Raw genomic sequence first — 22,161 nt, forward strand, 5'->3', positions numbered from 1 at the left:
CTCTCCTCTGCACTGAAGAGTTGCACACAACTAAATTGTGCGCAACTCAATGACGGGCGACAAGCTACCCTGGTGTCATGAGCTCCTCGTCGACCCCCGCCGCCGCGTCGCACCCGCCCCTGGCGTCCGACGTGGATCTGCTCCGCCTGGACCACCAGGTCTGCTTCTCGCTGCACGCCGCGTCGCGCGCGTTCGGCGGCGTCTACCGCGACGCGCTCAAGGACCTGGGCCTGACCTATCCGCAGTACCTGGTGATGCTGGTGCTGTGGGAGCACGGCCCGCAGCCCGTCAAGGTGATCGGCGAGCGGCTGCGGCTCGACTCGGGCACGCTCTCGCCCCTTCTGAAGCGGCTGGAGACGGCGGGTCTGGTGACTCGCGAGCGCAGCGCCGAGGACGAGCGCTCGGTGGTGGTGCGGCTCACCGAGCAAGGCTCCGACCTGCGGGACCGTGCGCTGCCCGTACCCCTGAAGATCCTTTCGGCCACGGGGCTCTCGGTGCCGGAGGTGCTCGCGCTCCAGCAGCTCCTGGGGCGGATCACGAACGCCCTGGACCAGGCGCACTGAAAGCGCCGGGCCGCGCCCCGGCGGGGCGCGGCCCGGGCGCAGCGGCTACTTCAGGCCCATCGCGTCGCAGGCGTCCTTGACGTTGGGCGTGCAGATCTCGGAGGTCGAGTAGACGCCGTCGCGGATGACCGTCTCCTTGATGTTGGCCTTGGTGAGGGCCATGATCGGGATGATCATGGACGGGATGGCCTTCTTCGTGGGGGAGTCGACCGTGGTCTTGGTGATGATGGTCAGCGGCTGCCCCTTGGCCAGTGCCACGGCCATCTGCGCGGCGACGGGGCCCTCTTGGACGTAGGGCTTGTAGACGCTCATGAACTGCTCGCCCATGACGATGCGCTGGACTCCGGCGAGTTCGGCGTCCTGGCCGGTGACCGGGGGGAGCTTGGGCAGGCCGGCGGCCTTGAGGGCGGTGATGATGCCGCCCGCCATGCCGTCGTTGGCGGAGTACACGCCGATGATCTTGTCCTTGCCCAGGGCCGAGATCGCGCCCTCCATGTTGGCGTTGGCGTTCTCCGGCTTCCACTCCTTGGTGTCGTACTCCTTGCCGATGTTCACCTTGCCGTCGAGCTCGGCGTGCGCGCCCTTCTTGAACAGCGCCGCGTTCGGGTCGGTGATCGCCCCGTTCATCATCACGATCTGGCCGTCCTTGGCCTTTGCGCCCAGCGCGTCGACCAGGGCCTTGCCCTGCACATGCCCGACCTGCTCGTTGTCGAACGACGTGTACGCGTCGATCGGACCCTCCGCCAGACGGTCGAAGGCGACGACCGGGATCCCCTGGTCCTTGGCCTTCTTCACCGCGCCCGCGATCGCCTTCGAGTCCACCGCGTCCACGATCAGCGCGTCGACCTTGTTGGTGATCATCGTGTCGACCTGCTGGGCCTGGACCGTGGCGTCCTGCTTGGCGTTGGCGTAGATCACCTGCCCCTTGCCCGCCGTGAGTTCCTTGACCATCTTCTCGATGAGCGGCTTGTCGAACTTCTCGTAACGCGCGGTCTGGTTCTCCGGGAGCAGCAGACCGATCTTGAGGGCGCCGCCCTTCTTCGCCCCCGCGACCTTGCCGGTGTCCCCGGACTCCTTGGCGCTTCCGCAGGCGGCGAGGGAGACGGCCATCGCGGTGGCGGTCACGGACACGGCGGCACGACGCATACGGGTGTTCATCGAGAGACCTCCCTGACATGGCCACGTCCTCGCGGCCGAGGTGGCTGGAAGTCAACTGGGAGGTACAGGAGGCGTCAAGGAGTTGAGGGTGACCGAGACCGCAATGAGTCTTTCCATTGATTAGTCGAACAGGCAACAACTCTGAGCTGGGCAAAGGCGGTTGGACCGGCCGTGCGGACGCGGCGCCTCCGGCGCCTGCGGATCGCCCGTCACGCGAGCCGGAACGCGTCCGCCAGCGCGTCGGCCTGAGCCATGAGCAGGGTCCGGGTCCGGTGGCCGATGCCGCCGTACTGGCCCGACACCGCGAGGCTCACCGTGCCGTGCAGTTGCGACCAGGCGAGCACCGCGCCCGACAGCGCCGTCCCGGCCGCGGTGTCGCGCGCGGGGCGCCCGGTGTGCTCCCAGACCCACGCGGCCAGTGAGACGTCCTCCCGTACCCACTGGGCGATCTCCTCGACCACCGGGCGGAACGCCTCGGTGGGATTCCCGGCGGCGAAGACCGCGAGGAAGGGGCCGAGGGCGGCCCGTGCGCGCTCCAGGGTGTCCGGCGGCGCGGCATAGCCCGGCACCGGAGTTCCCTGGATCAGCAGATAGCGGTGCGGCTGCGCGGTGGCCCAGTCCAGGAAGGCGTCGGCGAGCGCGTGCAGCGCGGTGCGGGCGTCGGTCTCGCCGGTGCCCACGGCGTGCGTGACGGCGTGCGCCAGATCGTCGTACGCGTCGCGGATCAGATCGCCGAGCAACTCGTCGCGGCTGGCGAAGTAGCGGTAGAGCGCGGGTCCGGAGAGCCCCATGTCCTTGGCGATCCGGGTCAGCGCGACCGCCTGGGTGCCTCCCTCGGCGAGCTGTTCCAGCGCCGCCGCCTTGATGTCGGCGCGGGTCTGCTCCCGGTAGCGGGCCCGGGGACTCTTCACGTCGGCGGTCATGGGTCCTCCTGCGTGCACCGGTGTTCCCGTGCGGCGCGGCGGCCGGACGCGGTGCCCTTGCGGCGGTCCCCTCCTCCCATGATCACTCCGGTGAGTGCGGTTCGCAATGGCTACGAGCCGTAACAAGGCCGACCGAGGCGGCGCGGGAGGGCGCGGCCGGTGTGCCCGCTGCGTCATCATTCGGATGCGTACCGTCCGCATGAGCGAGCGCGAGAGCGTGAGAAAGAAGGCCGCCGGTGGCTCCGCATTCCGCAAGCGGCCCTGACGGCGGGCCGGGCCGCGCCGGTACGGCCGCCGCCGTGCCTCCGTCCGACCGCGACCGCTGGCGGGCGCTCGCGGTGTGTCTGGTGGCGGGGTTCATGACGCTGCTCGACGTGTCGATCGTCAACGTGGCGCTGCCGTCGATCCGGGTGGCGCTGGACGCCCCGGAGGCCGATCTGCAGTGGGTGCTCTCCGGATACGCGCTCGCCTTCGGGCTGTTCCTGGTCCCGGCCGGGCGGATCGGCGACGCCCGGGGCCGACGCGCGGTGTTCATGACCGGGCTCGCCCTGTTCGTCGTCGCCTCGGCGGCCTGCGGGGCGGCGCAGTCCAGCCTGTGGCTGGTGGCGGCCCGCGCCGTCCAGGGCCTGGCCGGAGGGCTGATCTCGCCGCAGATCTCGGCCCTGATCCAGCAGATGTTCTCCGGCGCCGAACGCGGCCGCGCCTTCGGGATGCTCGGCAGCGTCATCGGCATCTCCACGGCCGTCGGCCCGCTCCTCGGCGGACTGCTCATCCACGCGGCGGGCCCGCACGAGGGCTGGCGCTGGGTGTTCTACGTCAACGTGCCGATCGGCATCGCCTGTCTGGTGCTGGCCCGGCGGCTGCTCCCCGACACCCCGTCCGCCCGCCGCATCCCGCTGCGCGCCCTGGACCCGGTCGGGGTGCTGCTGCTCGGCGCCGGGGTCCTGGCGCTGCTCCTGCCGTTCGTCCAGGCGCAGCAGTGGCACGGCCCGGAGAAGTGGCTGCTCCTGGTCGTCTCGGCCGCGCTGCTCACGGCGTTCGTGGGGTGGGAGCGGCGCCAGAGCGGACGGGGTGCGTCGCCGGTCGTCGACCTGGCCCTGTTCCGCGAGCGCAGCTACTGGCTGGGCTGCGCCCTGATCCTGCTCTACTTCGGCGGGTTCACCTCGATCTTCTTCATCACCGCGCTCTATCTCCAGGCCGGGCTGCACCTGAGCGCGCTGCTCGCGGGTCTCGCCATCACCCCGTTCGCGGTGGGCTCCGGCGTCGCCGCCACCATCGGCGGCCGCCTGGTCGCCCGGTTCGGGCGACGGCTGGTCGCGGTGGGCCTGGTCATGGTCGCCACCGGCCTCGGCGCCACGGCGCTCGCCGTCCATCTCGCCCCCGGCAAGCCGGCGGCGTGGGCGATGACGGCCCCACTGCTGCTCGCCGGACTCGGCAGTGGTCTGGTCATCGCCCCCAACCAGACGCTGACGCTCTCTCAGGTCCCGGTCCGCTCGGCGGGCAGCGCGGGCGGCACCCTCCAGACCGGTCAGCGCGTCGGCTCCGCCGTCGGCATCGCGGCCGTCGGGGCGGTCTTCTTCGCCCAACTGGGGCGCGACGGCTGGGCCACGGCGTACGACCACGGACTGCTGGTGTCGATCGCGTTCGTGCTCGGCGCGCTGCTGCTCGCGCTCGGCGACCTGAAGGCCGGTATCCGGGAGAGCTGACCGGCCCTCCGCTCAGGCCGTCCCCTTCGCCGCCCGTACGGCTCGGCGCCAGGCAGAGTCGACCGAGAGCAGGGCCGCCGGGACGCGATCGGCCGGTACGTCGGGCAGGAACCCGGTGCCGAGGAGGGCGCCGGACCCGTCCACCGCGACGGGCCGCGCGAGGCCGCGCGGCGCCGCACCCCGTCGGCCGGTCCAGTGCTCGCGAGCCTCGTCCCGTACGTCGACGAGCGCTTGGAGGCGGTCGACCGGGGGCGGGGCGAAGAGGTGGCCCGCCGCACGTATCTGCTCCTGCCACCGGTCCTGCCAGAACTCGACCGTCCAGCCCGGCCAGCGCGACGCCATCTCGTACGCCCCGGCCTGCGCGCCGAGCAGCCACCAGCCCACCCGGCGGCGCGCCGGGTCGACATGCAGCCCGGAGAGCACGGCCAGCTCACAACGGCCGTGCTCCGGCGCCGAGTCGAGGCGTTCGAGGAGGGCGGGTCCCTCGGCGACGGGGTGGTCCCCGGTGGCGGCCAGGAGGTGGCAGCGGTCGGCGCCGACGGTGACGACCGTGGCGAGCGGATCGTCCTCGGCCAGCTCCTCGTCCCCGGGCGCGAGCATCGACCCCGCATGCACCTCGCCCCGCGGATCGCGCACCGCGCCCGGGTCCAGGCCCAGGTAGGCGCGCGGTTCCGCCGGGCCGTCGTAGGTCCAGCGCACCTGCCAGCCCGGCCAGGCGTGGCGCAGCAGGTCGAGGGCCGCGGCCCGGTGGCGCATACAGGTGGTCGGCCCGTCCTGGACGAAGGCGAGCAGCACCCGGCGGTGCGGGTCGACCAGGACCGCGCCCTCGCAGTGGACGTCGTCGCGCCAGCCGTGCCGCGCCGGGTCGTGGGCGCGCAGGAACGGCAGCACGACGTCGGGGCCGGCCAGCAGGTCGAGATCGAGCCCGACCGCCCCGGAACGGGACTCGTAGAGCTCGTACCGCTCGTGGTCGCCGTCCTCGGGAACGACGGCGAAGGTTGCCCAGTCGGCCATGGCGAGAGGATCTCAACCCGGTGCGGCCCCCCACCAGTCCATTCCCGGTGGTGCGCGCAGTGATCCACACCACGGCCCGCGCGGCCGCGACGGCCGTAGGGTGCGATCTTGTGAACAGACACATCGCGTTCGAGCGGCTGCACAACTTCCGTGACCTGGGCGGCTATCCCACCGAGGACGGCCTGGCGGTGCGGTGGGGGCGGCTGTACCGCTCCGACTCGCTGGGCAAGCTCGCGGGCGAGGACTGGGACCGGTTCCTGGGCCTGGGCGTCCGTACCGTCATCGACCTGCGCTACCCGTGGGAGATCGAGGGCAAGGGCCGCGTCCCCGAGCACGCCTCGCTGGCGTACCGCAACCTCAGCATCGAGCACCGCCCGTACGACCAGGCGAGCCTCGGCGTGGACGTGGAGACCGGCCGGTACCTCGCCGACCGCTTCCTGGAAGTCGCCCACGACGGGGTCGAGGAGCTGCGCGAGGCGCTGCGGACGATCGCCGCGCCCGACAGCGGGCCGCTCGTCTTCCACTGCGCCTCCGGCAAGGACCGCACCGGTCTGCTGGCGGCGCTCGTGCTGGACCTGATCGGTGTCCCCGAGGACGTCATCGTCGAGGACTTCGCCCTCACCGAGCTCGCCACGGACCGCCTGATCGCCGACTGGCGGGCCGCCAACCCCGGCCGCGAGATCACCTGGCCGGGCTACGGCCGTGCCCCCGCCGCCATCATGCGGTTCTTCCTCGCCGACCTGCGTGCGCGGCACGGGTCGGTGCGCGGGTACGCGAGCGAACTGCTCGGCGTGGACGAGGAGTTGGTGGCAGCCCTGCGCGCCGGACTGCTGGAACCGGCGGTCGAGCCCGCCCCCGCCCCGTAACCGGGGCGCGGGGACGAGGCCACTGGGGGCACTTCTGCCCGCAACGCACCACGCCTATGGTGGGTCGTCACTTGTGTCCGGCCAGAGGGGAACTGATGGTGCGTAGGACCAGGATCATCCGGCACACCGCCGCGTTCGCGGCCGCCCTGCTGTTCGGCGCGGGGTTCGCCCCGGCCGCCGCCGCTGCCGAGGGCGGCCCGGCCGGGCCGAACCCGGCCGCCGCCGCGCTCGACGCCTACTGGAGCCCCGCCCGGATGGCGGCCGCGCTCCCCGCCGACGGGGGCAAGGGCGCGGGGGCCGGGCCGTTTGCGCGGGCCGTATCGCCCGCGCAGTCCGCGGACCCCACGGTGGACGGGCCCCGGCCCGGTGAGTACATCCCGCCCAGCCGGAGCTTCGACGGCATCCCGCAGGCGGGCACGTTCTTCTGGACCGACGCCAACGGCACCGGGCGCACCTGCAGCGGTTCGGTGGTGCGCAGCCCCGGCCACGACCTGGTGCTGAGCGCCGGGCACTGCCTGAAGGGCTACGCGGGCCCCTCGCCCCGGCGCCATCTCGCCTTCGTGCCGCAGTACCACGACGGGCTCAAGCCGTTCGGCGTCTTCCCCGTGGCGGCCGACGGGGTCTACGTGTCACAGGAGTACTACGACCTGGGCGAGCACGCCGGAGCCGCGTACGACTTCGGCTTCGCGCTCACCCAGCCCAACCAGGACGGCACCCGGCTCCAGGACGCGGTGGGCGGCGTGCGGCTGCTCACCGGCACGGGCTACTACCACCTCCCGGTGCGGATGATCGGCTATCCGGGCAGCGCGCAGAAGCCGCTGGAGTGCTGGAGCTGGGCCACCAGGTGGGACAGCGACGACCCGGCCGACCCGGGCACCTTCCCGCGCATCGCCTGCGACGCCTTCGTGGGCGGGACCAGCGGCGGCCCGATGCTGGTGCCCTCGCCGGACGGCTGGGCGGTGATCGGGGTCATCGGCGGCTACCACACCGGCGGCAACACCCCCCAGGTCTCCTACAGCGCCTACTTCGGCGCCGCCACCCGGGCCCTCTACCGCGCCGCGGTCACCGGCGCCCCGCCGGCGGGTCCGGCGTCCTGACGCGTCAGCGCCCCAGGGCCGACAGGCCCTTGCGCAGATCGTCCCGGTCCATGACCGGTGTGTAGGAAACCTTGGCGCCGAGCTCCAGGAAGAACGGCTCCGAGAACTTCGGCATGTTGGACGAATCGGTCATGTCGAAGAAGATGAACGCCGTACGACAGCCGTTCTGGGCGGTGAAGTAGGCGGCTTCGGGGTGGAGCGCCTCCATGGCGGCTTCCACGGTCTTCTGGAGCGTGCCGTTCTTGATGGCGTCGTTGGCCTTCTCCGTGTCCATTTCGACCTTCAACAGTGTGCGCACGAAACTCACCCCTTTTTGACCGGGTGGGTGCTCTCTCTTCGGCGCACCGGTCACTCCCGGCCGCATACACCTCAAGCGTCTCCCCTAACCGCCAGTATCACAATGCGGGGCATCTCGCACGGCGGCCACGAGGTGTATTCGGACGGGTGTATTCCGGGGCGCGCGGGCCGTCGTACAAAATGAGGGCCGAGTTCCTGTTATCCCCGTGTCCGCCAGGGGTCTTAGAACGACGGGAGCGTACGAACGACGCCAGCGGGTGAGGGAGCAGATGCACAGGGACAGCACGTCCATGCCGGAGCTGGTGGGCGCCGCGCGGACCGGCGACGCACGGGCCCAGGAGCGGCTGGTCTCCGACTACCTCCCGCTCGTCTACAACGTCGTCGGCCGGGCCATGGACGGGCACGCCGACGTCGACGACGTGGTGCAGGAGACCATGTTCCACGCCCTGGAGGGGTTGGACGGGCTGCGCGAGCCGTCCCGGTTCCGGTCCTGGCTGATCGCCATCGCGATGAACCAGATACGCCACCGCTGGCGGGCCCAGCAGTACACGACCGCGACCCCTCCCGAGCAGCTGGCCGAGGCGGCCGACCCGGAACCGGACTTCGTGGACCTCACCATCCTGCGCCTCGGCCTGTCCGGGCAGCGCCGCGAGGTGGCCGAGGCGACCCGCTGGCTCGACGAGAGCGACCGCGAACTGCTCGCCCTGTGGTGGCAGGAGGCGGCGGGCGAGCTCACCCGCGCCGAACTCGCCGAGGCGATGGCCCTCACCCCGCAGCACGCCGCCGTACGCGTCCAGCGCATGAAGGCCCAGCTGGAGGTCGGCCGGATCGTGGTGCGGGCGCTCGCCGCCCGGCCGCTCTGCGACGAGCTGGCCCGGACCGCCGCCGGGTGGGACGGCCGCCCCGCCCCGGTGTGGCGCAAGCGGATCGCGCGCCACACCCGCGACTGCCGTACCTGCTCGGGCCGGGGCGCGGGCCTGGTGCCCGCCGAGGGCCTGCTCGCCGGTCTCGCCCTGCTCGTGCCGCTGTACGGGGCCGCCCATTTCCTCCCCGGCGCCCGCCTCGCGCCGGTCGCGTCCACGGCGCCGGTGCCGAGCGCCGGACCAGGCCCGGCCACCTTGGCGAAGCCGCGTGCGTACGTGATCGGGGGCGCCCTCGCCGTCACCGTCGTCCTCGGGATCCTGGCCGTCCTGCTGTGGCCCGATCCGCACCCCGAGGCCAAGCCCGCCGCGCCCGTGGCGCCGCAGGCCACCGTGACGTCCGCCTCGCCGTCCCCCTCCGCCACTCCCGTACCGCAGCCGACGAAGGCGAGCCCCTCGCCCAAGGCGCCTCCCAAGACCGCCCGGCCGACGCCGACCGCCGCCACCCCCGAGCAGCGGTTGCTGCGGCTGGTCAACAGCCGCCGTGGCGCGGCCGGTTGCGCGCCCCTGCGCATGGACCCCCGGCTCACCACGGCGGCGGTCGGGCACGCCCGGGACATGGTCGCCCGCCACTACTACGACCACGCGAGCCCCGAGGGGCAGCACGCCGACGCCCGGATGCGGGCCGCCGGGTACCCCGTCGGGGCCTGGGCGGAGAATCTGGACCGGGGCACGGCCGACCCGGCCGCGATCGTCGACGACTGGACGGACGGCGCGATCCACCAGCAGAACATGCTCGACTGCGGCTACCGCGACACGGGCGTGGCCGCCGTGCCCGGCCCCGACGGCACGGTGTGGGTGCAGGACTTCGCGGGTTCGCAGTCCTGAGTCCCACCCACACCTGTGCCGGGCGAGGCTCAGCTGCCGAAGTTCTGCACCCACCACGGGCCGTTGCCGCTGAGGTTCACGCCCACGCCGATGTCCTTGAAGCCGCAGTCCAGGAGGTTGGCGCGGTGGCCCGGGCTGTTCATCCAGTCGCGCATCGCGTCGGCGGGGGTCTTCGGGCCGCGGTGGATGTTCTCGCCCCACTTGTGCCAGTCGTATCCGGCGGCGCTCATCCGGTCGCCCGCGTTGCGCCCCTCCGGGCTGTTGTGCTCGTAGTAGTCGCGCGCGGCCATGTCGTCGGCGTGCGCCTGGGCCGACGCGTTGAGGCGGCCGTCGGCCTTGAAGGGCGAGCAACCCGCCTTGGTGCGCTCGGCGTTGGCGAGGTCCACGACCTGCTGGACGTACGCGGCGGCGGTGCCGGTCGGGGTGTTGTCGGTACGCGGCGGTGTGGTCCTGCGGGGTGCCTGGCCGCCACCCGCCTGCCCCTTGGTCGTCGTGGTGCCCGTGCCCGTGCCTGGGTGCGTGGACGCGGGGCCGCTCCGGGTCGGCTTCGGCTTGGGGGACGCGGTCTTCGCGGGGGCGTCGGAGCGTATCGGCGAGGGCGAGGCGGACGGAGTTGCGGCGGCCGTGGTGGCGCCGGTGTCCAGGGGGTGCCCGGCGGGCGGGGCCGCCTGGGTGCGTACCGCCTCGGCGGGGTCGTCGGAGTGTGGCCACAGAAGCGCTCCGGCGACGGCGGCGACCGCCACGGTCCCGGCCATCGCGGTGCCGACGGCCTGCCGGGACCGCTGCCGGTGCGCGCGGCGGCGCCCGGCCCGGCCCTCGCTCGCGGCGGGCCGGACGTGGGGGTGGTCGTCGTGGTGCTGCATGGTGCTCCGCTCTCTGTCCGGTGCTGCCGGGGTGTCCGGCACCTGGGAGAGCCGGGGGAGGCGGAGCCATAACGATTTCTCCGGGCGTGACCTGGGCCACAAGTAACCGTCAGGCGCGCAGGATCGCGGGTTCCGGCCCGGTGGTGTCGGCGCTGGACGCGTTGAGCAGGCCGATCCCGGCCGCGGTGGGGGTGTGCAGGACGGCGTTGCGGTCCCGGGCCGTGCTCACCAGACCCGCCGACCGCAGCACCGTGGCGTGTTCGCTCGCGCTCGCCGGTGAGATGCCCGCGCGCGAGGCGAGCTGACTGGTGGTCAGGCCGGGGTGCTCGGCGATCGCGCACAGCACGGTCGCGCGGGTGCGGCCGAGGAGCGCCGCCAGGGAGCGCGGCGTCTCGGTGAGGGCGCTCGCGGTCGCCGTCGCGGTCAGGGGGAACCACGGTGTGCGGTCGTGGCCGATGGGGAAGCTGATCCAGGGCTGCGGCCCGGTGTCGTCGAAGACCGGGAACGCCGAGCCGAAGAGCGTGGGGATGAGCAGCAGGCCCCGCCCTTCGAGGTACAGGTCGCCCTCGTGGCCGGAGGCCATGGTCAGTTCGAGCACCGGGGGGCTCCAGCGCACCCGGCGCGGATTGAGCCCCTGGAGCAGCCGCTCCACCCCGCCCTCGGTGAGCTGGCGCATCCGCATCGCCCGGTCGGCGTCCGCGAGTTGCTCGATCCGGGGCCAGTACGGCGCGACGAGCTGCTCGTAGGTGTCCTCGAAGACGTCGACCAGCTCCCGTACGAAGAGCGGGTCCTCGGCGAGGCGGCCCGTCCACGGCGGAATCCGTTGGACCCGGCCCGCCCACTCGTCGACCTGTTCGCGTACCCGCGTCGCAGGGGTGGCGCGCACCCTCTCCCACAACTCCTGGGCGCTGCCCGGCTCCACGGGCAGGAGGAACTCCATCGACCAGCCCTTGACAGGAACCACTTCGAAGGCGAGCCGGGCCCGGGGTGCCAGCCGGGCGAACGACTCCCGCCGCCACGCGTCGAAGCGCACCGGGTGCACGGGCTCCCGCAACACCCGCAGGGCGACGTCCAGTTCGAGCAGCGGACGCGGGCCCTCCGCCAGCCGGGTACGGGCGAGGTCGTCGGCGGTGAAGTGGATGCGCAGCGTCACGCGCCCGAGCATCGCCCTCCGCCGTGTTTCGGACCAGCCCGAAACACGTCACCTCCGCGCCTACAGGGCTGCCACGGTGGAGGGGCGCAACAACGGGGGAGTGCCGGCTGGTCCACACGGAAGATACGGGGGGTGGTGGACCGGCCGGCACTTGCGTGGGCAGGCGTGACCGCGCGGCATCCTTGTCCTACCGAACGGCTCGGTTTACTTTTTCCGCGTACCGGGTGGCCGTCCCTCTCCGGCCCCCGATCCCGAAAGGATCGAGCCTCATGCGCTACGCAGTCCTCGGCACCGGCATCGTCGGCCGGACGATCGCCGCCAAGCTCGCCTCCCTCGGCCACGAAGTGGCCGTCGGCACCCGTGACCCCAAGGCCACGCTCGCCCGCACCGAGCCGGACGGCATGGGCAACCCGCCGTTCTCCGTATGGCACCAGGAGCACCCGCGTGTACGCCTCGAAGCGTTCGCGGACGCAGGGGCGTTCGGCGACACCGTGGTCAACACCACGTCGGGCCTGGCCAGTCTGGACGCGCTCGGCGCCGTCGGCGCGGAGAACCTCGACGGCAAGGTGCTCATCGACATCGCCAACCCGCTGGACTTCTCGCACGGCATGCCGCCCACCCTCGACCCGGCGAACACCGACAGCCTCGGCGAGCGGATCCAGCGGGCCTTCCCCGGGGCGCGCGTCGTGAAGACCCTCAACACGATGAACACCCACGTCATGGTCGAGCCGTCCCGGGTCCCCGGCGAGCACAACGTGTTCCTCTCCGGCGACGACGAGGACGCCAAGAAGGCCGTCGCCGCGCTGCTGATCGCCTTCGGCTGGCCCCAGCCGAGCATCATCGACCTGGGTGACATCACCAGTGCGCGCGGCGCCGAAATGATGCTGCCGGTCTGGCTGCGGCTGATGGCGGCGCTGGGCCACGCCGACTTCAACTTCCACATCCAGGGCGCCTGACCCCGGTCCGGCGTCCCCACGAGGCGGGCATGCACGACGAGACGACGACCAGGAGCGCCGGACGGCCCCGGTCCGCCGAGAAGAACGACGCGATCCTGCGGGCCGCGCTCGACCTGCTGGCGCGGCAGGGTTACGTACGGATGACCCTGGACCAGGTCGCCTCGGCGGCGGGGGTGAGCAAGTCCACCATCCATCTGCGGTGGAAGACGAAGGCCGACCTGCTCACCGCGGCGCTCGCCGCCGCACGGATGGCCGACGCCCCACCGCCCTCCGGTGACGTCCGCGCCGACCTCGTCGCCGTCCTGCGGGACTTCGCCGACACCGTCGCGCGGGTGAACGGGATGGCGCTGATAGGCACCTGCCTCGCGGAGGAGGACCACACCCCGGAACTCCTCGCCCTGCTGCGCGCCCGCACGGTCCTGCCCCGCCGCGCCCTGCTGCGTGAGGTCCTGGAACGGGCCCGCGAGGAGGGGAGCATCCGCCGGGACGCGGATCTGGAGGCGGCCGTCTCGGCGCTCCTCGGGCCGTTCTACGCCGACTATCTGGCGGGCCGCGGCGGCCACCCGCAGTGGGCCGAGCAGGCCGTCGACCTTACGTTGGCGGCACTGCGCCCCGAGACACGTACACAGTGACGCGCACGCCTCACCGCCGCACCAGCAGATCCCCCACCGCCGCAACCCCCGCCCGGATCGCCCGCTCGCCCACATTGCCGAACCCCAGCACCAGCCGGGGCGGGGCCGTCGCGCCTGTCGAGCGGCACGGGCTCATGCCGTAGAGGCCGACGGACCGCTCCCGCGCGGCGGCGATCACGGTGCCCTCGTCGGCCGCGTCGTCGAGGTGCGCGACCACGTGGAAGCCCGCCGCCAGGCCGCTGACCTCGACCCCGGGCGCGTGCTCGGTGAGCGCTTCGAGCAGGGCGGTGCGGCGCGCCGCGTACATGGTGCGCATCCGGCGCAGATGCCGGTCGAAGCGGCCGGACTCGATCAGCCGCGCGAGCGCGAGCTGGTCGAGGGTGGGGGAGCCGCGGTCGCTCAGCCGCTTGTGCTCGACGACGTCCTCGGCGAGCGCGGGCGGGCAGAGCAGCCAGCCGAGGCGCAGCGCGGGCGCCAGTGACTTGCTGACCGTGCCGAGGGAGACCACCCGGTCCGCGGCGAGCCCCTGCACCGCACCCACCGGCTCGCGGTCGTAGCGGAACTCGGCGTCGTAGTCGTCCTCGACGACGTACGCGTCCCGGCGCACCGCCCAGGCGATGCGTTCGCGCCGCCGACCGGGGGAGAGCACCACTCCGGTCGGCCACTGGTGGGCGGGGGTCAGCACCACCGCGCGGGCGTCCGTCACGGCCAGCGCCCGCACGTCGACGCCGTGCGCGTCGACCGGCACCGGGACCGCCGAGAGCCCGGCCGAAGCCGCCGCCGCGGACACCGTGGCGGGCGAACCCGGGTCCTCGTACGCCACCGTGCGCACCCCCGCGCGGGCCAGGGCCCGCAGCGCCAGGCCCAGGCCCTGCGCGTAGCCGGAGCAGACGACCATGCGCTCCGGGTCGGCCGCCGCGGCCCGCACCCGGCGCGCGTATCCGGCCAGCACCTCGCGCAGGACGGAACTGCCGCGCGGGTCCCCGTAGTCGAGCGCCGCCGTCGGCATGGCGCGCCCGGCCTCCCGCAGCGCCCACAGCCAGTCGTCGAGGGGGAAGGTGCCCAGGTCGGGCACGCCCCAGCGGAAGTCGGCCAACAGGCCGGGGCCGGTCCCGGGCGGTGGTGCGGGCGCCGGTGGTATGTGCGCGCCGGCCGCGACCCGGGTCGCGGCGCCGACCCGGGTCACCAGGTATCCCTCGGCCTGGAGCTGGGCGTAGCACTCCTGCACCAGGCCCCGCGACACCCCCAGGCCCAGGGCGAGTTCACGCGAGGACGGCAGCCGCTCGCCGACCTGGAGGCGCCCCGAGCGGATCGCCTCGCGCACCTGCCGCTCCACCTGCGCACGCAGGTGCTCGCTGCTCTCGAGGTCGAGCGAGAGCAGCAGACCGCAGCCCGCCGTCTCGACGGCGGGCCGCTGGTGGGCGGGCCGCCTCGGCGACCGGCACGGCGCCGCCCGGCTCGTCCTGCCGGGCCTGCTCCTGTCGGCCGCCGGGGTGCTCCTGACCGCGCTGATCCGCATGCCCGTAGCCGCGCTGGCCGGGGTGGCCCTGTTCGGGGCGGGCTTCGGCATCGCCCAGAACGCGACCCTGACGCTGATGTACGCACGGGTCTCCACGGCGAGTTACGGCACGGTCAGCGCGCTGTGGAACCTGGCGTACGACGGCGGGATGGGCGTCGGCGCGGTGGGGTTCGGGGTGCTCGCCGACCGTACCGGCTACTCCTCGGCGTTCGTGCTCACCGCCGCGCTGATGCTGGTCGCGGTCGTCCCCGCGGTGCGCGACAGGGCTACGCGGTGCCCTTGAGGCTGTCCACGACCGTGCCCGCGAACTCCTGGGCGAGCGGGCCCAGCGCGTCCCACTGGCGCACCGCCCAGCCCGCCGCCAGCGGCGGCAGCATCGGCAGGGGTACGAAGCGCAGGGCGCCCTGGCCCGACGCGGTCCAGCCGGGCAGGGCCGGCACCACCGCGTGGCCGAGCCCGAGCTCGGCCAGCAGGATGGCGGTGTCCCAGTCCGTCACGCTGGTGGTCGACGCCAACGTGATGTCCAGACCGGCCAGTTGGACGTCCAGGTGGTGGCGTGACCTGGAGTTGGTGGGCAGCTGGATGTGGCGGATCTCGACCAGGTCCGCGACCTCGATGCTGCTCTTGTGGGCGAGGGGGTCGTCCGCGTGGACGGCCAGCACCCAGGGCAGCTCGATGACCGGACGCTGCTCGATGCCCCGCGCGGGGGTGCCGGTGGTGATCCAGGCGAGGTCGGACTCGCCCGCTGCCAGTGCGTTGAAGCAGCCCCGGCTGGAGTTCTCGGTACGGAACTCCAGCTTGACGTGGGGGTGCGCGCGCCGGAAGCGCACCACCGCGTCGGACATGAAGTGGCGCACGGTGGTGGCTCCGGTGGTGATCCGGACGGTCCCGCCGTCGCCCTCCCGTAGATCGCGGAGCTGACGCAGTGCCAGTTCTATGTGGCCGATGCCCTGGGCGGCGGCCTGTTGCAGGATGCGCCCGGCCTGGGTGGGGGCGACGCCCCGGGGCCGCCGCTCAAGGAGGGGCAGGCCGAGTTCGGCCTCCAGGCGCTTGACGTGCTGGCTGACCGCCGACTGCGTACGGGACAGATCGCGCGCCACGGCGCTCAGATTGCCGCTCTCACAGGCGGCGACGAAGACACGGAGGTCGTCGAGAGTCATGAACTCCAAGGTATTGCTTGGATCTTTGAAAGAAAACCAGAGGATTGACTTGGGTAGGTGTCGCCACAAGGATTTGTGTCCGGGGCGGCAACCCGTCCGTGGAAGCCGTCGGGGATCCGGACCCGGGCGGCGTGGTCCACGGAGGGTGCCGACCCCTCCGGTGAACCCGCTGAACTGATGGCCCGCCAGATCACGTCACACCAGGCCTGTTTCGCGCCTGGTGTTACTCATGAGAAATGTGTGACCCTCTGACACGGCGCAGACGGTGCAGGTGACGAAGGGACAGTTGATGGCAGCCTCGGGTCGTCCGGAGCAGGAGGACGGGGCCGTCGCCCCCGAGCTGGGGCGGCGGCGGTTCCTGGGATATGTGCTCGCGGCCTCGACGCTGACGGTGGCCGCGCAGCTCGGCGAGGCAGCGCTCGCACCCGCCCGGGCCGAGGCGGCGGTCCCGTCGTTGCCCGGCCCGTCCGAGATCTACGACCTCAACGACATGCTCACCGACGCCGCCCTGGCGACGTCCGGTCTGATCACGATCGAGGTCCACGACGACGGCACCGCCTCCTTCGTGCTGCCCCGCGCCGAGGTGGGCCAGGGCGTGACCACCTCGTCCGCGATGCTGATCGCGGAGGAGCTGGACCTGCCGCTCGACCGGATCCGGGTGAGCCTGGCCGACGCCCGGCCGGAGCTGCTGTTCAACCAGATGACGGGTGCGTCGAACACCACCATCGCCACCTACACCCCGATCCGGGTCGCCGCCGCGACCGCCCGGGCGCGGCTCGTGGAGGCCGCGGCCGCCGAGTTCGGCGAGGCCGCCTCCACGCTGACCACCCGGGCCGGGGTCGTCACCTCCCCGCGCGGGAAGAGCGCCACGTACGGCGAACTGGCGGTGAAGGCCGCGAGCCGCACCACCGTCCGCATCCCCGTCACCCTGAAGAAGCCCGCGCAGTTCGGCGTCATCGGCACCCCGCGCAGTCGCGTCGACGCGCTCGCCGCGGTCACCGGGCGCAAGCAGTTCGCCATGGACGTCAGCGTGCCGGGCGCGCTGCCCACGATGGTGTGCCGGCCGCCGACGATCAACGGAACCGTACGGTCGGTGGAGAACCGGGCGGACGTCCTCGCGATGCCCGGCATCACCGACGTCGTCACCGTCTCCACCGGAGTCGCCGTGCGCGGGCGGACGTTCGGCCAGTGCATCGACGCCGTACGGGCGCTGCGGGTTTCCTGGGGCCCCGGCACCGAGGAGGGCGCCTCCGACGCCACCGTCCTCAAGGAGTTGCGCGCCGCCGAACTGCCGCTGGTGGTACCGGCCCTCGACCCCCTGGTCCACTCCGTGGACGCGCGGTTCACGTTCCACTTCGCCAGCAACAGCGCCCTGGAGCCCAACTGCGCGGTGGCGGATGTCAGAAGCGACCGGGCCGAGATCTGGGCGTCGCTGAAGACCCCGATCACCGCGCAGGAGACCATCGCGCTCAAGCTCGGCCTGCCGCTGTCCGCCGTCAAGGTGCACGTCACCGAGGGCGGCGGCTCCTTCGGCCGCAAGCTGTTCTTCGACGCGGCACTGGAAGCCGCCCAGATATCGAAGGCGATGGGCAAGCCCGTCAAACTGATGTGGCACCGCACGGACGACTTCCGCCAGGGCCGCACCCACCCGATGTCCACCTCCCGGGTCCGGGCGACGTACGCACTGGGCGAGGTCCTCTCGTACGAGCAGCGGCACACCTCGGTGGCCACCGACTTCGGGCACGGGCTCGGCGAGATCATCACCTCCATGGCGGCCAAACTGCCCGTCGGTGATCTCGCCTTCTCCGAGACGATCTTCGCGCTCTCCACGCAGAGCCCGTACCACTTCGGCGTCACCACCCAGCTGCTCAGCGAGGTCGACAAGGGCTTCAACACCGGCAGCATGCGCAACATCTACTCGCCCAACGTGCGCTGCGCCCAGGAGCTCGTCGTCGACCAGCTCGCTTCGCGGATGGGCAAGGACGCCTACCGGTTCCGCCGCCAGTTCCTCAAGGCGGACCGGGCCCGGGCCGTCCTGGACAAGGTCGCGCAGGTCGGCGAGTGGGGCCGGAGCATGCCCGCGGGCACCGCGCAGGGCATCGCCCTCCACCCCGAGTACCACGGGTTCGTCGCCGTCCTCGCCGAGATCGACTGCCGCCCGGAGACGACCGGGCGCCAGATCCCCGACGCGTACACCGGCCCGCGGGTCACCCGGGTCGTGTGCGCCGTCGACGTGGGGCTTGCCGTCAACCCGCGTGGTCTTGAGGCCCAGATGATGGGCGGCATCATGGACGGCATCGCGATCACCCTCAGCTCCGGCCTCCATCTGAAGGACGGCCACTTCCTCGAAGGCAGCTGGGACAACTACTTCTACACCCGGCAGTGGAACACCCCGCCCGAGCTGGAGATCATCGTGATGCCGCCCACCGGCGACAAGCCGGGCGGCGCGGGGGAGCTGGCCGTCGCGGGCGCGATGGCCGCGGTCGCCTGCGCCTACGGCCGGGCCACCGGCACCATGCCGACCACCTTCCCCATCAACCACGACGGCCCCCTCGGCTTCGACCCCCTGCCGACCGTCCCCCCGATCCCCGCGTCCCCCACCGACGGCCTCAGCCGCGCGTACTAGGAGCATCCGTGCCTCAGCACACCTTCATCCTCAACGGCAAGCCGGTGTCGGTGGACGTCGAGGACGACGTCCGGCTGCTCTGGGTGCTGCGTGACGTCCTCGGCGTGACCGGGCCGAAGTACGGCTGCGGCCTCGGCGTCTGCCAGGCCTGCACCAGCCACATCAACGGCAAGGCGTTCAACCCCTGTTCGGTCCGGGTCAAGGACGTCAAGCCGACCGACGAGGTCACCACCATCGAGGGCCTGCCCGCCACCGTCGGCAAGGACCTGCACCCCATGCAGGAGGCCTGGCTTGAGTACGACGTGGCCCAGTGCGGCTACTGCCAGCCCGGCCAGATCATGGCCGCCGTCGCCAAGGTCCACCAGGCCCGCGCCGCCGGTCACGAGATCGGCGACGCGGACTTCGACGAGATCCGCAACATATGCCGCTGCGGTACGTACCACCGCATCCGCGAGGCCATCAGGGCGGGTGCGAAGAACTTCTGACGCGTACGGCGCGACGCGCGCGCTCTCTGACATGTTCAGCGCAGGTGGGCGCTACGATCAGCGCCAGGAGGGCCCGGCCAGGCCCGGGAGTGCGCGGGAGAACACGTGAAGTTCGGGCTGCTCGGTCCGCTGTCCGTCCACGACGACCACGGAGTCGAGCGGACACCCGTGTCGCCCAAGGGGCGGGCCCTGCTGACCGCGCTGCTGCTCACGCCCGGCCGTGCCGTACCGCTGGTCCGGCTGGAGCGCGCGCTGTGGGGCGAGCGCCCGCCGGCCACCGCCCGCGCCTCGCTCCACAACCACCTGCTGCGGCTGCGCCGTTCGCTCGGCGAGGAGACCCGGATCCGGGCGGTGCCCGGAGGCATGCTCCTGGACGTCGAGGACGGCGAGCTCGACACCCGCGTCTTCGGCGCGCGCCTCGACGCGGCACGCGCCGCGCGTCCGAACGAGGACTGGGACGCCGTCGTACGGGAAGCGGACGCCGCGCTGGCGCTGTGGCGCGGCACCCCGCTCGACGAGTTCCCGGAGCTCGCCGAGGACGAGGGCGCCCGGCTGGAGCAGTGGCAGGAGGCCCGGGTGCAGGCCCTGGAGTGGCGCTGCGACGCGGAGCTGCGGCGCGGCCGCCACGAGGGACTGCTGCCCGAACTGTCCCGTCTGGTTGTCGAGTTCCCGCTGCGCGAGGCCTTCCACGTCCAGCTGATGCGGGTGCTGTACCGCAGCGGACGTCGGGCTGAGGCGCTGGCCGCCTACCACCGGCTGCGGCGCACCCTGATCGACGAGATGGGCGTCGAGCCGGGCCCCGACGCGGCCGCCGCCTATCAGCACATTCTGGTCGACGACGCCCCGGCGCCGCCCCGGACCCCGGACGCCGACGCCGTGCCGACGTCACTGCCCCGCGATGTGGTCGCCTTCACCGGCCGCGAGCGCGAGGTCGAGGGCCTGGTCGCGGCGGTACGCGCCGGAGCCACCGGAGGCGTGGTCGGGATCCACGCCGTCGACGGCATGCCGGGCGTGGGCAAGACCGCGTTCGCCGTCCACGTCGCCCACCGCCTCGCGGCCGACTTCCCCGACGGCAGCCTGTTCCTGTCCCTGCACGCGCACACGCACGGAACGCCGCCCGTCGACCTCGGCACCGCGCTGACCAGCCTGCTGCTCGCCCTGGGGACCGCTCCCCAGCGCATCCCGGCCGACCTGTCCGCGCGCGCCGGACTGTGGCGCGCCACCCTCGCGGGCGGGCGCTACCTCGTCCTCCTCGACGACGCCGGCGGCAGCGCACAGGTGGAGCCGCTGCTGCCCGGCACACCCGGGTCGCTGGTCCTGATCACCAGCAGGCGACGCCTGGTCGCGCTCGCGGACGCGGTGCCGGTCACGCTGGACGTCCTGCCCGAGGACCGGGCGGTACGCCTCCTCGTGGCCAAGGCCGGGCGCGCCGACCTGACGGCCGAGGACCCCGGCTGCGCCGAACTCGCCCGGCTCTGCGGACACCTGCCGCTGGCCCTGCACCTCACCGCCGCGCGGCTGCGCCACCACCGCGCGTGGAGTGCCGAGGACGTGATCACCGACCTGGCCGCCGCGAGCGGCCGCCTGGCGGCGCTGAGCTCCGAGAACGTCTCCGTACGGGCCGCCTTCGAGCTCTCCTACCGCGACCTCTCCCCGGATCAGCAGCTGTTGTTCCGCCGCCTTGGACGGCAGCCGGGGCTCGACTTCGACGCGTACGCGGTCGCCGCGCTGCACGGCACGGACCTGCCGACGGCCCGCGGCCTCCTGGAGGAGCTGGAGGACCACCACCTCGTCGAGGAACCGTCGCGCGGCCGCTACCGGATGCACGACCTGGTACGCGACTACGCGCGCGCCCTCACGGACAGGGACCACGACAGCGGATGTCGCGCCGACGCGGCGCGGGCCGTGGAACGCCAGCTCGACTACTACCTGCACGCGGCCCTCGCCGCCAGCCGCTCCTTCGCCCGCTACGACACCCCCGCCCTCGCTCCCAGCGCCCCTGCTCCCGTGGCCCTGCCACCGGTCGCGGACGAGGGGCGGGCGCTCGCCTGGATGCGGGCCGAACACGCCAATCTGAGCGCGGCCGTCGCCCACGCGGCCCGCCACGGCCACGGCGAGCACGCGGTGCAACTCCCGGCCGCCATGGCCGAGTTCATGCGCACCCAGGGTTACTGGGGCGACGCCCTCGCGCTGCACCGGACGGCCCTCGGCACAGCCCTCCTGACCGAAGACCCCCTTGGCCGAGCCGTCGCACTGCGCAACACCGCGGTGATCGAAGCGCTCCAGGCCGAGTTCGCGCAGGCCGAGAGCAACCTGCTGGCCGCCCTCGACCTCTTCCGCGGCCTGCGCGACCGGGGCCGCGAGGCCATCGCGCTCCACGACCTCTCCTCCGTCGTGCGCCGCACCGGACGCTACGAGGAGGCGGAGAGCTCGCTGCGGCACTGCCTGCGCCTGTTCGGGGAGACCCGGGACACGCGCGGCCAGGCAGAGGTGCTCGTCGAGCTCGGCCACGTCCAACAGCTCACCGGGCGCTTCACGGAGGCGGCCGACAGCATGGGACGCGCACTGGAACTGCACCGCGCCCTCGACAACCGACTCGGCCAGGCCAACGCGCTCACCGCGCTCGGCGACGTACGCAAGTCGACCGGGGCGTACGCGGAGTCCGTCTCCAGCCACCGCCGGGCCCTGGTGCTCTTCCGCGACCTGGGCAACGAACTGGGCGAGGCGAACGCGCTGAGCGACCTCGGCGACGTCCTGCGCCTGACCGGGGCGTACGAGGAGGCGCTGGAGAGCGTCGGCCAGGCGTCGCGCCTCTATCAGGGCCTCGGCGCCCGCCTGGGCGCGGCCAACGCGCTCGCACACCTCGGCAGGATCAAACAGCGCACCGGTCGGCTGACCGAGGCGGAGAAGGACCTGCAAGAGGCGCTCGACAGTGTCCGTTCCCTCAACAGCCGTATGGGGCAGGCCTATGTGCTGATGTATCTGGCCGAGGTCCAGGCCCTCGGCGGCTGTCACACCTATGCCCTGGAGAACGCCACCGCGAGCGTGGCGCTGTGCCGCGAGATCGGGGACCTCGGCGGCGAGGCCGAGGCGCTCAACACCCTTGGCACGGCGCAGCGGGCGGACGCGGCCCCGGCCGACGCCCTCGACTCCCACCGGCGCGCCCTCGAACTGGCCCGCGAGGTCCGGTCCCCGTACGAGGAGGCCCGCGCCCTCGAAGGCCTCGGCGAGAGCCTGCACCAACTGGACCGACCCGACGAGGCCGCCGCCCATCTGACCCAGGCCCTGGAACTCACCCGCACCCTCCAAGTCCCGGACGCCCAGCGGATCGAGGCCCGGCTGGCGCGGGGGCGGCGGCCGCACTGAGTGGTCCGGTCGAAGCGACAGGTGTGTAC

At 72.9% G+C, this 22,161-nt stretch carries 19 protein-coding genes; 11 read left to right on the plus strand and 8 right to left on the minus strand.

The window, feature by feature from the left end:
• Nucleotides 1-77: 77 nt before the first annotated feature.
• Nucleotides 78-563, plus strand: a complete 486-nt coding sequence (locus IE252_RS01605; protein ID WP_190087384.1) for a MarR family winged helix-turn-helix transcriptional regulator — start codon at nucleotides 78-80, stop codon at nucleotides 561-563.
• Between the two features lie 45 nt (nucleotides 564-608).
• On the opposite strand, the gene IE252_RS01610 is transcribed toward IE252_RS01605, so the two are convergent.
• Together IE252_RS01610 and IE252_RS01615 are read right to left on the minus strand one after the other, a co-directional pair.
• Entirely contained in the window at nucleotides 609-1,721 is a 1,113-nt protein-coding gene (locus tag IE252_RS01610; RefSeq protein WP_190087385.1) for a sugar ABC transporter substrate-binding protein, read from the minus strand.
• 209 nt (nucleotides 1,722-1,930) lie between these two features.
• Nucleotides 1,931-2,644 carry a TetR/AcrR family transcriptional regulator gene (locus IE252_RS01615; protein ID WP_190087386.1) on the minus strand — a complete coding sequence of 238 codons (714 nt, stop codon included), beginning with the start codon at nucleotides 2,642-2,644 and terminating at the stop codon, nucleotides 1,931-1,933.
• Between the two features lie 236 nt (nucleotides 2,645-2,880).
• Here IE252_RS01615 and IE252_RS01620 point away from each other — a divergent pair, with 236 nt between their 5' ends.
• Entirely contained in the window at nucleotides 2,881-4,350 is a 1,470-nt protein-coding gene (locus IE252_RS01620; RefSeq protein ID WP_190087387.1) for an MFS transporter, read from the plus strand.
• A gap of 12 nt (nucleotides 4,351-4,362) precedes the next feature.
• Here IE252_RS01620 and IE252_RS01625 read toward each other — a convergent pair whose 3' ends face one another.
• A complete protein-coding gene (locus IE252_RS01625) occupies nucleotides 4,363-5,364 on the minus strand; it encodes a hypothetical protein (RefSeq protein WP_190087388.1) in 1,002 nt (333 codons plus the stop codon).
• 110 nt (nucleotides 5,365-5,474) lie between these two features.
• On the opposite strand from IE252_RS01625, the gene IE252_RS01630 reads away from it, so the two are divergent.
• Complete coding sequence (locus tag IE252_RS01630) at nucleotides 5,475-6,230, plus strand: tyrosine-protein phosphatase (RefSeq protein WP_190087389.1); 756 nt, start codon at nucleotides 5,475-5,477, stop codon at nucleotides 6,228-6,230.
• A 95-nt stretch (nucleotides 6,231-6,325) separates the two neighbouring features.
• On the plus strand, nucleotides 6,326-7,327 hold the full coding sequence (locus tag IE252_RS01635; RefSeq protein ID WP_229847833.1) for a trypsin-like serine peptidase: 1,002 nt from the start codon (nucleotides 6,326-6,328) through the stop codon (nucleotides 7,325-7,327).
• Between the two features lie 4 nt (nucleotides 7,328-7,331).
• Here IE252_RS01635 and IE252_RS01640 read toward each other — a convergent pair whose 3' ends face one another.
• Nucleotides 7,332-7,625: a hypothetical protein gene (locus IE252_RS01640; protein ID WP_190087390.1), complete on the minus strand. Its 294-nt coding sequence runs from the start codon at nucleotides 7,623-7,625 to the stop codon at nucleotides 7,332-7,334.
• Between the two features lie 268 nt (nucleotides 7,626-7,893).
• On the opposite strand from IE252_RS01640, the gene IE252_RS01645 reads away from it, so the two are divergent.
• Nucleotides 7,894-9,372: a sigma-70 family RNA polymerase sigma factor gene (locus IE252_RS01645; protein ID WP_190087391.1), complete on the plus strand. Its 1,479-nt coding sequence runs from the start codon at nucleotides 7,894-7,896 to the stop codon at nucleotides 9,370-9,372.
• A 29-nt stretch (nucleotides 9,373-9,401) separates the two neighbouring features.
• On the opposite strand, the gene IE252_RS01650 is transcribed toward IE252_RS01645, so the two are convergent.
• Both IE252_RS01650 and IE252_RS01655 read right to left on the minus strand, forming a co-directional pair.
• Nucleotides 9,402-10,235, minus strand: a complete 834-nt coding sequence (locus IE252_RS01650) for a CAP domain-containing protein (RefSeq protein ID WP_190087392.1) — start codon at nucleotides 10,233-10,235, stop codon at nucleotides 9,402-9,404.
• 109 nt (nucleotides 10,236-10,344) lie between these two features.
• Nucleotides 10,345-11,388, minus strand: coding sequence for a MarR family transcriptional regulator (locus IE252_RS01655; RefSeq protein ID WP_190087393.1), 1,044 nt, complete (start codon nucleotides 11,386-11,388; stop codon nucleotides 10,345-10,347).
• A gap of 269 nt (nucleotides 11,389-11,657) precedes the next feature.
• Here IE252_RS01655 and IE252_RS01660 point away from each other — a divergent pair, with 269 nt between their 5' ends.
• Both IE252_RS01660 and IE252_RS01665 read left to right on the plus strand, forming a co-directional pair.
• The gene (locus IE252_RS01660) at nucleotides 11,658-12,344 is read left to right on the plus strand and encodes an NADPH-dependent F420 reductase (protein WP_190087394.1); all 687 of its coding nucleotides are present in this window, start codon (nucleotides 11,658-11,660) and stop codon (nucleotides 12,342-12,344) included.
• A gap of 29 nt (nucleotides 12,345-12,373) precedes the next feature.
• Entirely contained in the window at nucleotides 12,374-12,976 is a 603-nt protein-coding gene (locus tag IE252_RS01665) for a TetR/AcrR family transcriptional regulator (RefSeq protein WP_190087395.1), read from the plus strand.
• Nucleotides 12,977-12,986: 10 nt separating this feature from the next.
• Here IE252_RS01665 and pdxR read toward each other — a convergent pair whose 3' ends face one another.
• On the minus strand, nucleotides 12,987-14,495 hold the full coding sequence (pdxR, locus tag IE252_RS01670; protein ID WP_190087396.1) for a MocR-like pyridoxine biosynthesis transcription factor PdxR: 1,509 nt from the start codon (nucleotides 14,493-14,495) through the stop codon (nucleotides 12,987-12,989).
• Here pdxR and IE252_RS01675 point away from each other — a divergent pair.
• Nucleotides 14,455-14,778, plus strand: a complete 324-nt coding sequence (locus tag IE252_RS01675; protein ID WP_229847955.1) for an MFS transporter — start codon at nucleotides 14,455-14,457, stop codon at nucleotides 14,776-14,778. The two genes, pdxR and IE252_RS01675, sit on opposite strands and share 41 nt — an antisense overlap.
• On the opposite strand, the gene IE252_RS01680 is transcribed toward IE252_RS01675, so the two are convergent.
• The gene (locus tag IE252_RS01680) at nucleotides 14,762-15,655 is read right to left on the minus strand and encodes a LysR family transcriptional regulator (protein WP_190087397.1); all 894 of its coding nucleotides are present in this window, start codon (nucleotides 15,653-15,655) and stop codon (nucleotides 14,762-14,764) included. The two genes, IE252_RS01675 and IE252_RS01680, sit on opposite strands and share 17 nt — an antisense overlap.
• A 289-nt stretch (nucleotides 15,656-15,944) precedes the next feature.
• Here IE252_RS01680 and IE252_RS01685 point away from each other — a divergent pair, with 289 nt between their 5' ends.
• The 3 genes from IE252_RS01685 to IE252_RS43875 all read left to right on the plus strand — a co-directional run bounded on the left by IE252_RS01685 (nucleotide 15,945) and on the right by IE252_RS43875 (nucleotide 22,132).
• Nucleotides 15,945-18,281 (plus strand): molybdopterin cofactor-binding domain-containing protein, encoded by a 2,337-nt coding sequence (locus tag IE252_RS01685; protein ID WP_190087398.1) that lies wholly within the window; start codon nucleotides 15,945-15,947, stop codon nucleotides 18,279-18,281.
• A gap of 8 nt (nucleotides 18,282-18,289) precedes the next feature.
• Nucleotides 18,290-18,766: a (2Fe-2S)-binding protein gene (locus IE252_RS01690; protein ID WP_190087399.1), complete on the plus strand. Its 477-nt coding sequence runs from the start codon at nucleotides 18,290-18,292 to the stop codon at nucleotides 18,764-18,766.
• 105 nt (nucleotides 18,767-18,871) lie between these two features.
• Entirely contained in the window at nucleotides 18,872-22,132 is a 3,261-nt protein-coding gene (locus IE252_RS43875; RefSeq protein ID WP_190087400.1) for an AfsR/SARP family transcriptional regulator, read from the plus strand.
• Nucleotides 22,133-22,161: the final 29 nt, after the last annotated feature.

The organism is Streptomyces melanogenes (genome assembly GCF_014649795.1).
Classification (GTDB): domain Bacteria; phylum Actinomycetota; class Actinomycetes; order Streptomycetales; family Streptomycetaceae; genus Streptomyces; species Streptomyces noboritoensis.